Source organism: Vogesella oryzagri (genome assembly GCF_040148885.1).
Lineage (GTDB): Bacteria > Pseudomonadota > Gammaproteobacteria > Burkholderiales > Chromobacteriaceae > Vogesella > Vogesella oryzagri.
Genome location: NZ_JBEFLD010000001.1, coordinates 542503 through 556519 on the forward strand (window position 1 = coordinate 542503; position 14017 = coordinate 556519).

The window sequence follows — 14017 nt, forward strand, 5'->3', positions numbered from 1 at the left end:
CAAGGTCAGGCAGCAAGCTTGGCCGCAAGCAGGGGGGTAGATGTAAAAACGGCAAGCCGCAGCTTGCCGTTGTGTCGGTGGGCGCCGCTTACCACAACACCTTGACGGTGTTGTCGCCCAGCCAGTCCTGCAGCGTCAGCAGCAGGCTGTCGTCCAGCCGCACGCCCCATTCCGGCGGCAGCATCAGGTCGCCCTTGGCCTTGTCGTTCTGGTAGCTAATGCGCACCGGGCAGCCGGCCTCCTCGCTGCGGTACGGGGTGAGAATATTGCGCAGCGAGTTCACGTCGTGGCTGGACTTCATCTGGATCGCCAGGCTGCGGGCGTAGCGGCTGCGTGCCTCGCCCAGCTCGTACAACTGGTCGGCAATGATGCGCAGGCCACCGGAGAACTTGTCCTCGCTGACCTTGCCTTCCACCACCAGTACGATGTCGTCCTTCAGCTTGGTGCGGTTGGCGTCCACCGCCTCGGCGAACAGGCTGACTTCTAGCTTGGCGGTGCCATCGTCCAGCTGCACAAAGGCCATCTTGCCGCGGTTGCCCACCTTGGTACGGATGCCGGTGACAAAGCCGGCCAGCAGTTGCGGCTCGCGCTTGGGGCTGATGCGATTGAGCGGCGTCTTGATGAAGCCGCGCACTTCCTTCTCGTAGGCAGAGAACGGGTGGCCGGACAGGTAGTAGCCGATGGCGATTTTTTCTTCTGCCAGCTGCACCGCCGGCGTCCACGGCTTGCAGTCCACCATTTCCACGCTGGGGGCCACATCGTCGCCGAACATGTCGAACAGCCCGCCCTGGCTGGCGTTGGCCGCTTCCTGATCGGCGGCGCTCATGGCGAGGCCAACGTTGGCGAACAGCTTGGCGCGGTTCGGGTCGATGCTGTCGAAGGCGCCGGCGCGGATCAGCGATTCGATCACCCGCTTATTGACCAGTTTCTTGTCGGTACGCTTGCAGAAGTCGAACAGACTGGTAAACGGGCCGCTTTCGTTGCGTACCGCCACAATGTGATCGACGGCCGATTCGCCGGTACCCTTCACCGCACCCAGTGCGTAGCGGATGTGCTTGCGATCCACCGGCACGAAGCGGTAGAAGCTTTCGTTCACGTCCGGCGGCAGGAATTTGAGCCCGTTTTTGCTGTCGATGCTGTCGTCGTAGAACACCTTCAGCTGATCGGTGTTGTCCAGTTCCGACGACATGGTGGCGGCCATGAACGCCGAGGTGTGATGCGCTTTCAGCCAGGCGGTCTGGTACGACACCACCGCATAGGCGGCGGTGTGCGACTTGTTGAAGCCGTACTCGGCGAACTTGGCCATCAGGTCGAACAGCATCTCGGCCAGTGCCGGGTCGTAGCCTTTTTCCTTGGCACCGGCGGCAATCTTGCCGCGGTGCTCGGCCATTTCCTCCGGCTTCTTCTTGCCCATCGCGCGGCGCAGCATGTCGGCGCCGCCCAGGGTGTAGCCGCCGATGATCTGCGAGATCTGCATCACCTGTTCCTGATACACGATCACGCCATAGGTCGGGTCCAGGCAGGCCTGCAGGTCGGGGTGGAAGTAGTCCACCTCCTGCTTGCCGGCCTTGCGCAGGATGAAGTCGTCCACCATGCCGGAACCCAGCGGACCGGGACGGTACAGCGCCAGTACCGCGATGATGTCTTCAAAACGGTCGGGCTTCAGCTTTTCCAGCAGCCGCTTCATGCCGTCCGATTCCAGCTGGAACACGCCGGTGGTGTTGGCCTGCTGCAGCACCTTGTAGGCGGCCGGGTCGGTGAATTCCAGCAGGTTGATGTCGGTGGTGAAGCTGGGGTCCAGCGCTTTGATGTAGCGTACCGCCAGGTCGATAATCGTCAGGTTGCGCAGGCCCAGGAAGTCGAACTTCACCAGCCCGACCTGTTCCACGTCGTCCTTGTCCAGCATCGATACCGGCACCGCGTCTTCGCCGCTGGCCTGGTATACCGGGCAGAAGTCGGTGATCTTGCCCGGCGCGATCAGCACGCCGCCGGCGTGCATGCCGATGCCGCGGGTGAGGCCTTCCAGCTTCTTGGCCAGCTCCCACAGCTGGCGCAGTTCTTCCTCGTTGTCCAGCCGCTCGCGCAGCACCGGCTCCATTTCCACCGCGTCATCCAGCGAATACTGCTTGCCGGGCGCGGCGGGAATCAGCTTGGACACGCCGTCACAGAACATGTACGGCAGGTCCAGCACGCGGCCGACGTCGCGCACCACCGCCTTGGCGGCCATGGTGCCGAAGGTGGCGATCTGGCTCACCGCCTCGGCGCCATAGGCCTGGCGCACGTATTCGATCACGCGGTAGCGGTTGTCCTGGCAGAAGTCGATATCGAAGTCGGGCATCGATACCCGCTCCGGGTTCAGGAAGCGTTCGAACAGCAGCGCGTAGGCCAGCGGGTCGATATCGGTAATGCCGATGCTGTAGGCTACCAGCGAGCCGGCGCCGGAGCCGCGGCCCGGGCCTACCGGGCAGCCGTTGTTCTTCGCCCAGTTGATGAAGTCGGCCACGATCAGGAAGTAGCCGGGGAAGCCCATGTCGATGATGGTCTTGCACTCGATGGCCAGCCGTTCGTCGTAGCGCGGGCGCTCGGCGGCGCGGACTTCCGGGTCCGGATACAGCTTTTCCAGTCGCGTCTCCAGGCCTTCTTTGGACAGGTGCACCAGGTAATCGTCCAGCGTCATGCCGTCCGGGGTGGGGAACTGCGGCAGGTAGTTCTTGCCCAGCTGCACGGTGATGTTGCAGCGGCGGGCAATCTCTACCGTGTTCTGCAGTGCCTCAGGGATGTCGGCAAAGCGCGCCAGCATCTCCTCGGTCGTCATGAAGTACTGGCACTCGGCGAAGTCCTTCGGCCGGCGCTTGTCGGACAGGGTATAGCCTTCGGCGATGCACACCCGCGCCTCGTGTGCCTTGAAGTCGTCCGGCTCCATGAACTGGATCGGGTGGGTAGCCACCACCGGCAGGCCGGTGTCGCCGGCCAGGCACAGCGTGCCCTGTACCACGTTTTCCACCTGCGGGTTGTCCACCCGCTGTACTTCCAGATAGAAGCTGCCCGGAAACAGCCGCGCCCAGTGCTCGGCACGGCTGCGCGCCTCGTCCAAGTTGCCGTTGGCAATGGCGATGCCGACGTCGCCCAGATGGGCGCCTGACAGGCACAGCAGGTTGCTGTTGTCGCCGTCTTCCAGCCAGCTGCGCTTGATCTCGGCGCGGCCACGATGCTGGTTGTGGGTGTAGGCCTCGGCCAGCAGCTCGCACAGGCGGCCATAGCCGGCGCGATTTTTCACCATCAGCAGCAGGCGGCTGGGCTTGTCCGGGTCGGCTTCGTTCTCTACCCAGATGTCGCAGGACACGATGGGCTTGATGCCCTTGCCGCGGCAGGCCTTGTAGAACTTGACCATGCCGAAGATGTTCATCAGGTCCGACATGCCCAGTGCCGGCATGCCATCCTTGACGGCGCGTTTTACCGCGTCGTCGAGGCGGACGATACCGTCGCTGACAGAGAATTCGGAATGGAGGCGGAGGTGGACAAAGCGGGGTGCATTCATCCCGCCATTGTAACGGGCGCGTGCGCGGGCGTCATGACAAGGTTGGCCGCAGCGGGCGGCCAACCTTGAAGGCTACAGGTCCTTGGGCTTCATGGCGGCCAGGGCGGCCTTCTGCATTTCCAGGGTCTTGATCTGCATCGACAGCATGCCCAGGTTCATGGTGAGCCAGGTTTCCACTACCCGCAGCTCGGCAATCTTGCGTTCGACTTCTTCTTCGGTCATCGGCGGCAGAAACGGTTGGGCGCCGGGCGGGGTGGCGGATTGCAGCAGCTGGCGGAACATGGCAAATGGGTCTGCGGGGTTGAAGTCGGCGCTCATGATGGTCTCCGGAGTGGCCGGCGCTGCCGGCATGATGGCTTCATCTTAGCGCATCGCTGCTGGCGCGCGGGCGGCGAAATAAAAAACGGACACCCGCAGGTGTCCGTTTGTCTGTGTTACCGCGCCCGGCTTAGTTGCAGGCGGCATCCACGGCGGCCAGTGCCACCATGTTGATGATGCGGCGTACCGAGGAGATCGGGGTCAGGATGTGCACCGGCTTGGCCATGCCCATCAGGATCGGGCCGATGGTCACGCCGTCGGACGCCGATACGCGCAGCAGGTTGTAGCTGATGTTGGCCGCTTCCACGTTCGGCATTACCAGCAGGTTGGCCGCGCCTTTCAGCGTGCTTTCCGGCATGGCTTGCTGGCGGATGCTTTCCACCAGTGCTGCGTCACCCTGCATTTCGCCATCGATTTCCAGTTCCGGATGGGCTTCTTGCACCAGGGCCAGCGCATCGCGCATCTTGCAGGCGCCTTCCGAGTTCCAGGTACCGAAGCTGGAATTGGACAGCAGCGCAGCCTTAGGCTGAATGCCGAAGCGACGGATGGATTCGGCGGCCATCTCGGTGATGGCAGCCAGCTGTTCCGCGTCCGGGTTCGGGTTGACGTAGGTGTCGGCAATGAAGATGTTGCCGGACGGCAGGATCAGCGCGTTCATCGCGGCGGCTACCTTGTCCTGGCGGGCGTAGCCGATCACGTTCTCGATGATGTCGAAGTGCTGGCGATACGGGCCGTAGGTGCCGCAGATCATGGCATCGGCTTCACCGCGGCGCACCATCAGCGCACCGATCAGGGTGGTGTTGCCGATCACGCGGCGACGCGCCTGTTCCTGCGACACGCCCTTGCGCTTCATCAGCTGGTAGTAGTCTTTCCAGTACTCGGCATAGCGCGGGTCGGACTCGTTGTTTACCAGCTCGAAATCCTTGCCGATTTCCAGCTTCAGGCCCAGTTTCTTGATGCGCTTCTCGATCACCGACGGACGGCCGATCAGGATCGGGAAGGCCAGACCCTGCGCGGCGATTTCCTGGGTGGCATGCAGCACGCGCTCGTCTTCGCCTTCGGCCATCACCACGCGTTTCAGCGCTTTCTTGGCCTGGGAGAACACCGGCTTCATGAACAGGTTGGTCTTGTACACGAACTGCGCCAGCTGGTCGGCGTAGGCGTCGAAGTCCTTGATCGGGCGGGTGGCAACGCCGGAATCCATGGCGGCCTTGGCCACGGCCGGGGCGATCTTCACGATCAGGCGCGGGTCGAACGGTTTCGGAATCACGTATTCCGGACCGAAGGACAGCTCCTGGTCACCGTAGGCGGTGGCGACCACATCGTTCTGCTCGGCCATGGCCAGGTCGGCGATGGCGCGCACGGTGGCCAGCTTCATCTCTTCGTTGATGGTGGTGGCGCCCACATCCAGTGCCCCACGGAAGATGAACGGGAAGCACAGTACGTTGTTCACCTGGTTCGGGAAGTCGGAACGACCGGTACCGATGATGGCGTCCGGGCGAACTTCTTTTACCAGCGGCGGCAGGATTTCCGGCTCCGGGTTGGCCATGGCCAGAATCACCGGGTAGGCGGCCATGGATTTCACCATGTCCTGGGTCACCAGTTTCGGACCGGACAGGCCCATGAAGATGTCGGCGCCAACCATGGCGTCGGCCAGCTTACGCTGACCGTTGTCCGGGATGGCGAAACGCTTCTTGGATTCGTCCATCTTGTCGTCGCGGTCCTGGTAGATCACACCCTTGGAGTCGCAAACGGTGATGTTCTCGCGCTTCACGCCCAGTGCCACCAGCAGCTCCAGGCAGGCAATGGCGGCGGCGCCGGCGCCGGAGGCCACCACGCGCACGTTGCCGATTTCCTTGTTCACCAGGCGCAGCGAGTTGAGTACCGCGGCGGCGGCCACGATGGCGGTACCGTGCTGGTCATCGTGGAACACCGGGATGTTCATGCGTTCGCGGCACTTCTTCTCGATGTAGAAGCACTCCGGCGCCTTGATGTCTTCCAGGTTGATGCCGCCGAAGGTCGGCTCCATCGCGCAGATCATGTCGACCAGCTTGTCCGGGTCGTTCTCGGCCAGTTCGATGTCGAACACGTCGATGCCGGCAAATTTCTTGAACAGTACGCCTTTACCTTCCATCACCGGCTTGCCGGCCAGCGGGCCGATATTGCCCAGACCCAGCACCGCGGTGCCGTTGGTCACCACGGCAACCAGGTTGCCACGGGCGGTGTACTTGTAGGCATTCAGCGGATCTTCCACGATCGCATCGCAAGGAGCTGCTACGCCCGGCGAGTAGGCAAGTGCCAGGTCGCGCTGGGTGGCCAGCGGCTTGGTAGGGGCGACCTGGATCTTGCCCGGCTGCGGGAACTGGTGGAACTCGAGTGCGGCTTGGCGCAGTTGCTCGTCCATTCTGTTGGCTCCTGATTGTTATTTCAGAGGGTGTGGAGAGGGTAGGCATTATAGGGCGAACCCTTGGATTGGGCTATGACCGTGTCCGACAAAAAACGCGACAGGCGTTGCGTCGCGTCAGGCAGCCGGCACGGTAGCTGGCCCGTAAGCGGGCGGACCCGGCATGGCCGGGCCGCTGCGGGTGGGCGCTGGCCACTGCCAGCCGGTTGCCGGCCCCATGCTGCGCGAGGCGCGGACAGGGCCGGCAGGCTGGCGGTGCGGCCAACGTTTACATCATGCCCAGCGTGCGTGGCAGCCACAGCGAGATGACCGGTACATAGGTCACCAGCGCCAGGAACGCCAGCATGGTGAGCAGCCATGGCCATACCGCCACGGTCAGCTCGGTGATGCCCATCTTGGTGATGCCGGAGGCCACGTACAGGTTGAGACCCACCGGCGGGTGGCACATGCCGACTTCCATGTTCACCACGATCAGGATGCCGAAGTGCACCGGGTCGATGCCCAGCGCGGTGGCCACCGGGAACAGGATCGGCGCGAAGATCAGCACAATGGACGACGGCTCCATCACGTTGCCGGCCAGCAGCAGGATCACGTTCACCGCCAGCAGGAAAGCCACCGGGCCGAGGCCGGCGTCGATCAGCCAGCTGGCCATCGCCTGCGGGATGCCTTCGCTGGTCATCAGGAACGAGAACAGCACCGCGTTGGTGATGATGTACAACAGCATTGCCGACATACTGGCCGAGTCCAGCAGCACCTTGGGCACCTGTTTCAGCGTCAGGTCCTTGTACACGAACACCGCCACGATGAAGGCATACACCGCCGACATGGCGGCCGCTTCGGTGGGGGTGAAGATACCGGTGTAGATACCACCGATCACCACCACGATCAGCAACAGGCCCCAGATGCTTTCACGGAACGCCTGCAGGCGCTGCGCCAGGCTAGCCTTGGCCAGACGCGGGTAGCCGAACTTGCGCGCACGCCACCAGGTGGTGAAGCCGAGGAAGCCCGCCAGCATCAGGCCGGGGATCACGCCGGCCATGAACAGCTGGCCCACCGAGGTGTTGGTGGCCACCGAGTACATCACCATCACGATCGATGGCGGGATCAGGATGCCCAGCGCACCCGAGGTGGTGATCACACCGGCGCCGAAGCTGTTGGGGAAGCCCTGCTTCACCATCGCCGGCAGCAGGATGGAGCCGATCGCCACCACGGTGGCCGGGCTGGAGCCTGATACGGCGGCAAACAGTGCGCAGGCCAGCACCCCGGCCAGACCCAGGCCGCCATGCCAGTGGCCGACCATGGACGAGGCGAACTTGATCATCCGCCGCGCCACGCCGCCGTGGGTGAGGAAGTTGCCGGCGAGGATGAAGAACGGAATCGCCATGATCTCGAACTTCTCGATGCCGGTGAACAGCTTCAGCGCCACCGCCTCGATCGGTACGTCAGTCATGGTGAACAGGAAGGTCAGTACCGTCAGACCCAGCGAAATGGAGATCGGCATGCCGGTCAGCATCAGCACCAGCAGCAGACCAAAAATGATGAGTGCGCTCATTTCTTGTTGCCTCCGTTGTTCTTGATGTCGTGCGGATGCAGGTTGTCGTCCAGCGCAAACCAGTTGCTGTCATCGGCAACGTCGTCCATGCCTTCGACGTGGCTATGGTCGTGCTTGGGCAGGTGGCCGGTCTTGAGGAAGCCCACCATCACCTGCAGGAAGCGGAAGCACATCAGGTACGAGCCGCACGGCACCGCCAGGTAAACCAGCCACATCGGCAGTTCCAGGTCGGCCGAGGTCTGGTCGGTATGGCCGATTTCCCACACGAAGTTGGCGCCCAGGGTGCCGACGATGCCGGTGAACAGCGCACCGGCCAGCAGGCCGATGATGATGAAGCGGCCGCGGTTCTTGTCGGACAGCTTGTTGATCAGCACATCCACGCCGACGTGGATGCCGGTACGCACGCCATAGGCGGCGCCGAACTTGGCCATCCACACGAACAAGTAGATGGTCAGTTCCTGTGCCCAGCTGGTGTGGATGTGGGCGAGATAGGGTTGGAGTGACTCGATGCCGCTGCCGTAACGGTGCACCACTGCAAAGAACGTGATCAGTGTTGCCGCCGCCATCAGGGTTGCAATCAGCCACTCCTCGAGATGGTCGAGGAATTTCATGGTGTGACTCCAGATACAAGGTTGGCCGCATGGTGTTGCGGCCAACCTGGCTGTTACGGACGGGGCTTAGTTCGGGGTGTAGCCGGTCTGTTTGTAGATCAGCTGCACCAGGCCTTCGCCGATGCGGTCATCCATCTTGGTGTGTACCGGCACCAGTGCCTTCTTGAAGGCGGCGCGCTCGGCGGCGCTTGGCACGTAGATCTGGGTCTTGCCGGAGGCCTTGATCTTGGCCAGATCGTTTTCGTTTTCCTGCTGCGCGATCTTGTTGGCGTACACGGTGGCATCCTTCATCGCGCCATCCAGCGTGGTGCGGATGTCAGCTGGCAGGCCATCCCAGAACTTCTTGTTCACAATCACTGCATAGCCCAGGTAGCCGTGGTTGGTGACGGTGGCGTACTTCTGCACTTCGTGCATCTTCTGGGTCAGCATGTTGGACGGCGGGTTTTCGGTGCCATCCACCACGCCGGTCTGCAGCGCCTGGTAGGTCTCGGAGAACGCCATCACCTGCGGCAGGGCGCCCAGCGCGCGCATTTCCTCTTCCAGTACTTTGGACGACTGGATGCGCATCTTCAGGCCCTTGAAGTCGGCCGGCGACTTGAGCGGCTTGTTGGCAGAGAAAATCTTGAAGCCGTTATCCCAGTAGGCCAGCCCCTTGATGCCCTTGCTTTCCAGCTTGGACAGCAGCTGCATGCCGATCGGGCCCTGGGTGACTTTGTGCAGCTCGTCGTAATTGTCGAAGATATAGGGCAGGTCGAAGACTTCGAATTCCTTGGCGCCCAGCGGGCCGAACTTGGCCAGCGACGGGGCCAGCATCTGTACCGCACCCAGCTGCAGCGCTTCCAGTTCTTCCTTGTCCTTGTACAGCTGGCTGTTGGGGAACACTTGTACCTGTACCCGGCCTTTGGTGCGTTCTTCGGCCAGTTTCTTGAAGTATTCGGCGGCCTTGCCTTTCGGGGTGTCCTGCGCCACGACGTGGCTGAACTTGATCACGAAATCGGCGGCGTTGGCGATACCGGACAGGCCAAAGGCGACACCGGCGATCAGGGCGGCATACTTGAATTTCATCTTGCTACTCTCCTGTGTTCACATGTTGTGTTGCTTGTTGTGTTTTCTGTGTAGGCGATCTTGTCTGACAGGCAGACAGATCACATGCTGCACACTAGGAGTTGTGACTTACCGATGCCATTGGGGAATTCCGCATCAGGGATTTCCCTAATGTTGGGGATGAGCAGGCTGCGCCAGTGTGCGGCTCGCTGCGGCCAACCTTGAAAGACTTCCATGACCCTGAAAGATCTCTCCATTTCCCATGCCGCGCCGCGTCGTTTATGGCTGGGGGCAGCGCTGATCCTGGTCGGTCTGCTGGCGGCACTGAGCGGACTGTTCTGGGTGGTCTACAAGGACTGGCAGGACGAGCAGCGCGATAGCCTGATCCAGGAGTTGCTGTGGCTGGATCAGAGCCTGCGCCTGCACATGGAAGAGCACCAGCGCTGGCTGGACAATATGGAAGAAGACCTGCCGCCGGTCAGTGCGGTGCAGGGCAAGCGTTTTCTGGCGGCGGCACAGCTGCTGCAACGCGAGAGTCGCGAGATCGTGGCGGTGCAGTGGGTTGGCCGCGACGGTGCGGTGCAGCTGGACAGCCTGGGGCGCGAGCCGCATCAGTTGACCGGGACTGCCTACGACGCCCTGTGGCGCGCCGAGAAGCTGGGGCGGCTGAGTTACGGCCAACCTTATGTCGGCCCGGATGGCCACTTCCGCTTTGATCTGGCGGTGCCGCTGCTGCAGCAGGGCCGTTTTATCGGCGGGGTGCGGCTGGTGTACAGCATGAGCGGCCTGTTGCAACAGCAGGTGCCGTGGTGGATCGCCTCCAAATACCACATCAGTCTGGTGGACCTGGAGGGTCGCGCGCTGGCCAGCAAGTTCGAGCAGGCACCGCCACAGGGCACGCAGTCGCACCAGCTGAGCTTCGATCCGCCGGGGTACGGCGTGATGCTGCGCGGTATCAGCTACCGCACCGGCATCGGCCTGACGCTGCCGGTGCTCAGTGTGCTGATTGCGCTGCTGGTGCTGGCGCTGCTGTTTCTGCTGTGGCGTATCCGCCGCCACGTGCGGCAGCGGGCGCAGGTGGAGCAGGCGCTGCAGCGCGAGATGTCGATCCGTCGCGCAGTGGAAGACAGCATGAAAAGCGGGCTGATCGCCTTTGACCGGCACGGCGCCATCCTGCGCGTCAACCGCGCCATGTGCGAGTTGACCGGCCTGACGGTGGAAGAATTGGTTGGCCAGCAGCTGCCGTACAGCTTCTGGGCCGAGGAAGACCACGCGCTGCTGATGGCGGCGATGTGCGCCATGCTGGCCGGCGAACTGCCGGAGCATGGCTTCGAGCTGCCGTTCCGCGATCGCGCCGGCGAGCGCTTCGAGGTGCGGCTGTACGCGGCGCCCTTGCTGCAGGGTGAGCGGCAGGAGGGCTGGGTGGCATCGATGTACGACATTACCGAGCTGAAGAAAAAACGACTGGCACTGAATGCCTCGCACCAGCGTTTCCTCACCGTACTCAACGGGCTGGATAGCGGTCTGTGCGTGGTGGACGGCGACAGCCGGCAGCTGCTGTATGCCAATCCGGCATTTGCCAGCGGCTGGGGCGGCTTCGATGCCGAGGGCGCCTACTGCCCGTTGCTGCCGGGGCTGGCGCGCGGGCTGGAACAGCTGGCGGCCAACCTGGAGTACTCGCCGGACCGCGGTCGCAACTGGTACCAGCTGCAGTACCGCGGTATCGAATGGGTGGATGGCGAGCCGGCCTGGTTGTGCATGCTGGTGGATGTCACCGAATCGCGTGCCCGCGCCGCGCGCGAGCGGGCGCAGGAGGAGCGTTTTCAGACCACCTCGCGGCTGATCGCTATGGGCGAGATGGCCTCGTCGCTGGCGCACGAGCTGGGCCAGCCGCTCACCGCCATTTCCACCTACGCCGCCGGCCTGGCGCGCAAGCTGCCCAGCAGTACGGCGCAGAGCAATGGTGTGGGCGAGGCGGTGCAGGCGATTGCCGAACAGGCGCGCCGCGCCGGGCAGATCGTCAACAGCATCCGCGCCTTCGTGAAGAAGCACGCGCCGCAGCTGGAGCTGTGCGATCCGGACCTGGCGGTACGGCGCGCGGTGGCGCTGGCGCAGCCGATGGCCGACAAGTACGGCATGCAGCTGTTGCTGGAGCCGGCGCCCGGTGGGCAACGGGTGGAGATGGACCCGGTGTTGATCGAGCAGGTGCTGCTGAATCTGGTCAAGAACGCGGTGGAGGCGATGCGCGAGGCGGATACGCCGCGGCCAACGGTGCGCTTGTACAGCGCAGTGGGGGCACAGTTCTGGCGGGTGGAGGTGGTGGACAATGGCCCGGGGCTGTCGGAGCAGATACGCGAGAATCTGTTTACGCCGTTTTACTCCACCAAGCCGCAGGGCATGGGCATCGGCCTCAATATCTGCCGCTCCATCGTCGAGCACCATCGTGGCGAATTCGGTGTCAGCGCGCCGCTGACCGGCGGTTGTGCCTTCTGGTTCACCTTGCCGCTATATCAGGGCGAGTAGGGGGCAGATAACAAAAAAGGTTGGCCGCAGGGTATGCGGCCAACCTTGTTCACCTCCGTGCGCGCACTACTGCGGTGGCGTCAGGATGGTTTCCTGCGCCTCCGGCAGGGTTTCCGGGTAGTCGCGGCTAAAGTGCAGGCCACGGCTTTCCTTGCGCAGCAGGGCGGAGCGCACGATCAGCTCTGCGGTCTGCACCAGGTTGCGCAGCTCGATCAGGTCGTTGGTGATGTGGAAGTTGCTGTAGAACTCGTTGATTTCTTCTGACAGCAGCTTGATGCGGTTTTGCGCGCGTTCCAGTCGCTTGTTGGTGCGTACGATACCCACGTAGTCCCACATTGCGCGGCGCAGCTCGTCCCAGTTGTGCGAAATCACCACTTCCTCGTCCGGGTCGGTGACCTGGCTATCGTCCCAGTCCGGCATGCTCGGCAGTTTCACCGGCTTGCTGCCCAGGATATCGGCGGCGGCGGCCTTGCCGATGATCATGCATTCCAGCAGTGAGTTGCTGGCCAGGCGGTTGGCACCGTGCAGGCCGGTGCAAGCCACTTCGCCTACCGCGTACAGACCTTCCACATCGGTGCGGCCTTTCAGGTCGGTGACCAGGCCGCCGCAGGTATAGTGCGCGGCCGGCACCACCGGGATCGGCTGCTGGGTGATGTCGATGCCCAGCTCCAGGCAGTGTGCGTAGATGTTGGGGAAGTGCTCCTGAATGAAGCTGGCCGGCTTGTAGGAAATGTCCAGGTAGACGCAATCCAGGCCATGCTTCTTCATTTCGAAGTCGATGGCGCGCGCCACCACATCGCGCGGCGCCAGCTCGGCGCGTTCGTCGTGGTGCGGCATGAAACGGGTGCCGTCCGGCAGACGCAGGATGCCGCCTTCGCCGCGTACCGCCTCCGAAATCAGGAACGACTTGCTGTGCGGGTGGTACAGGCAGGTCGGGTGAAACTGAATGAATTCCATATTGCCCACCCGGCAACCGGCACGCCAGCCCATGGCAATGCCGTCGCCGGTGGCGGTGTCCGGGTTGGTGGTGTACAGGTACACCTTGCCGGCGCCGCCGGAGGCCAGAATGGTCTGGCTGGCGGCAATGGTAATAACGTGATCGCCAATCTTGTCCAGCGCATACACGCCGAAGCAACGCTTGCCTTCCAGCCCCAGCTTGCGCGAGGTGATCAGGTCGATGGCGATATAGTCTTCCAGTAGCGTGATGTTCGGATGCGCTTTGATCTTCTGTCCCAGCGTGCTGGTCACCGCGGCGCCGGTAGCGTCGGCGGCATGGATGATGCGGCGATGGCTGTGGCCGCCTTCGCGCGTCAGGTGGAAGCCGGTCTGGTGGCTGTCGTCGCGGGTAAACGGCACACCCAAGTCCACTAGCCAGTCGATGGCGTCTTTAGAGTTCTCCACGATAAAGCGCGTGGTGTCCTCATTACAGAGGCCGGCGCCCGCCACCAGGGTGTCGTGGATGTGCTCTTCAATAGAGTCGCTGGTATCCAGTACCGCGGCAATGCCGCCTTGCGCATAACTGGAACTGCCTTCCAGCAAATCGCGCTTGGTAATCAGGCCTACCTTCTTCTTTTCCGCCAGATGCAGCGCCAGCGTCATGCCTGCCAGGCCACTGCCAATAATCAGTACATCAAATTTAAGGTTCGTCATTTCCCGGGTCCCGCCGTCGCAGTGCCGTAACGTGTCAAAAACAGCACAACAGAGTAGCAGATGGGGGGCTGGCTGTGTGCGACGGGGATGTGCAGATAGCGGTCGTCACCTGCGGCCAAGCTTTTTTGCATTTTGTGGGCGTTACAGATCAACGACTTGTCGATTTTGTCGGGTTTTCTGTGGTGGCGGGTGTTGACGGGTGTGGGTTGGCTGGGTATAGTTCGCCTCCTCTGCTGACGACGCAACGAAACGAAGTCAGCACCGCTCTTTAACAAAACGAATAACCGATAGGTGTAAGTGCCTGGCGAGCCAGACACTTGCACTGCAAGAGAAAGTGACACGGATGTCAGTGGTAACACTGGGATTCGGTTTCTTTG

Annotated in this window: 8 protein-coding genes; 1 reads left to right on the forward strand and 7 read right to left on the reverse strand. The window is 62.7% G+C overall.

What is annotated here, in order from left to right; translation table 11 throughout:
• Nucleotides 1-88: 88 nt before the first annotated feature.
• The 6 genes from dnaE to ABNW52_RS02670 all read right to left on the reverse strand — a co-directional run bounded on the left by dnaE (nt 89) and on the right by ABNW52_RS02670 (nt 9488).
• A complete protein-coding gene (gene dnaE / locus ABNW52_RS02645; protein WP_349583621.1) occupies nt 89-3538 on the reverse strand; it encodes a DNA polymerase III subunit alpha in 3450 nt (1149 codons plus the stop codon).
• A gap of 72 nt (nt 3539-3610) precedes the next feature.
• Complete coding sequence (locus tag ABNW52_RS02650; protein ID WP_349583624.1) at nt 3611-3856, reverse strand: PhaM family polyhydroxyalkanoate granule multifunctional regulatory protein; 246 nt, start codon at nt 3854-3856, stop codon at nt 3611-3613.
• Between the two features lie 130 nt (nt 3857-3986).
• Entirely contained in the window at nt 3987-6260 is a 2274-nt protein-coding gene (locus ABNW52_RS02655) for an NADP-dependent malic enzyme (protein ID WP_349583626.1), read from the reverse strand.
• A 268-nt stretch (nt 6261-6528) separates the two neighbouring features.
• Nucleotides 6529-7812, reverse strand: a complete 1284-nt coding sequence (locus tag ABNW52_RS02660) for a TRAP transporter large permease (protein ID WP_349583628.1) — start codon at nt 7810-7812, stop codon at nt 6529-6531.
• A complete protein-coding gene (locus tag ABNW52_RS02665) occupies nt 7809-8423 on the reverse strand; it encodes a TRAP transporter small permease (protein ID WP_349583630.1) in 615 nt (204 codons plus the stop codon). The genes ABNW52_RS02660 and ABNW52_RS02665 overlap by 4 nt, the downstream gene beginning before the upstream one ends.
• Before the next feature lie 66 nt (nt 8424-8489).
• On the reverse strand, nt 8490-9488 hold the full coding sequence (locus tag ABNW52_RS02670) for a TRAP transporter substrate-binding protein (RefSeq protein WP_349583633.1): 999 nt from the start codon (nt 9486-9488) through the stop codon (nt 8490-8492).
• Nucleotides 9489-9701: 213 nt separating this feature from the next.
• On the opposite strand from ABNW52_RS02670, the gene ABNW52_RS02675 reads away from it, so the two are divergent.
• Nucleotides 9702-11990: a PAS domain-containing sensor histidine kinase gene (locus tag ABNW52_RS02675; protein ID WP_349583636.1), complete on the forward strand. Its 2289-nt coding sequence runs from the start codon at nt 9702-9704 to the stop codon at nt 11988-11990.
• A 66-nt stretch (nt 11991-12056) separates the two neighbouring features.
• On the opposite strand, the gene nadB is transcribed toward ABNW52_RS02675, so the two are convergent.
• Nucleotides 12057-13640, reverse strand: a complete 1584-nt coding sequence (gene nadB, locus ABNW52_RS02680) for an L-aspartate oxidase (RefSeq protein ID WP_349583639.1) — start codon at nt 13638-13640, stop codon at nt 12057-12059.
• Nucleotides 13641-14017 lie beyond the last annotated feature (377 nt).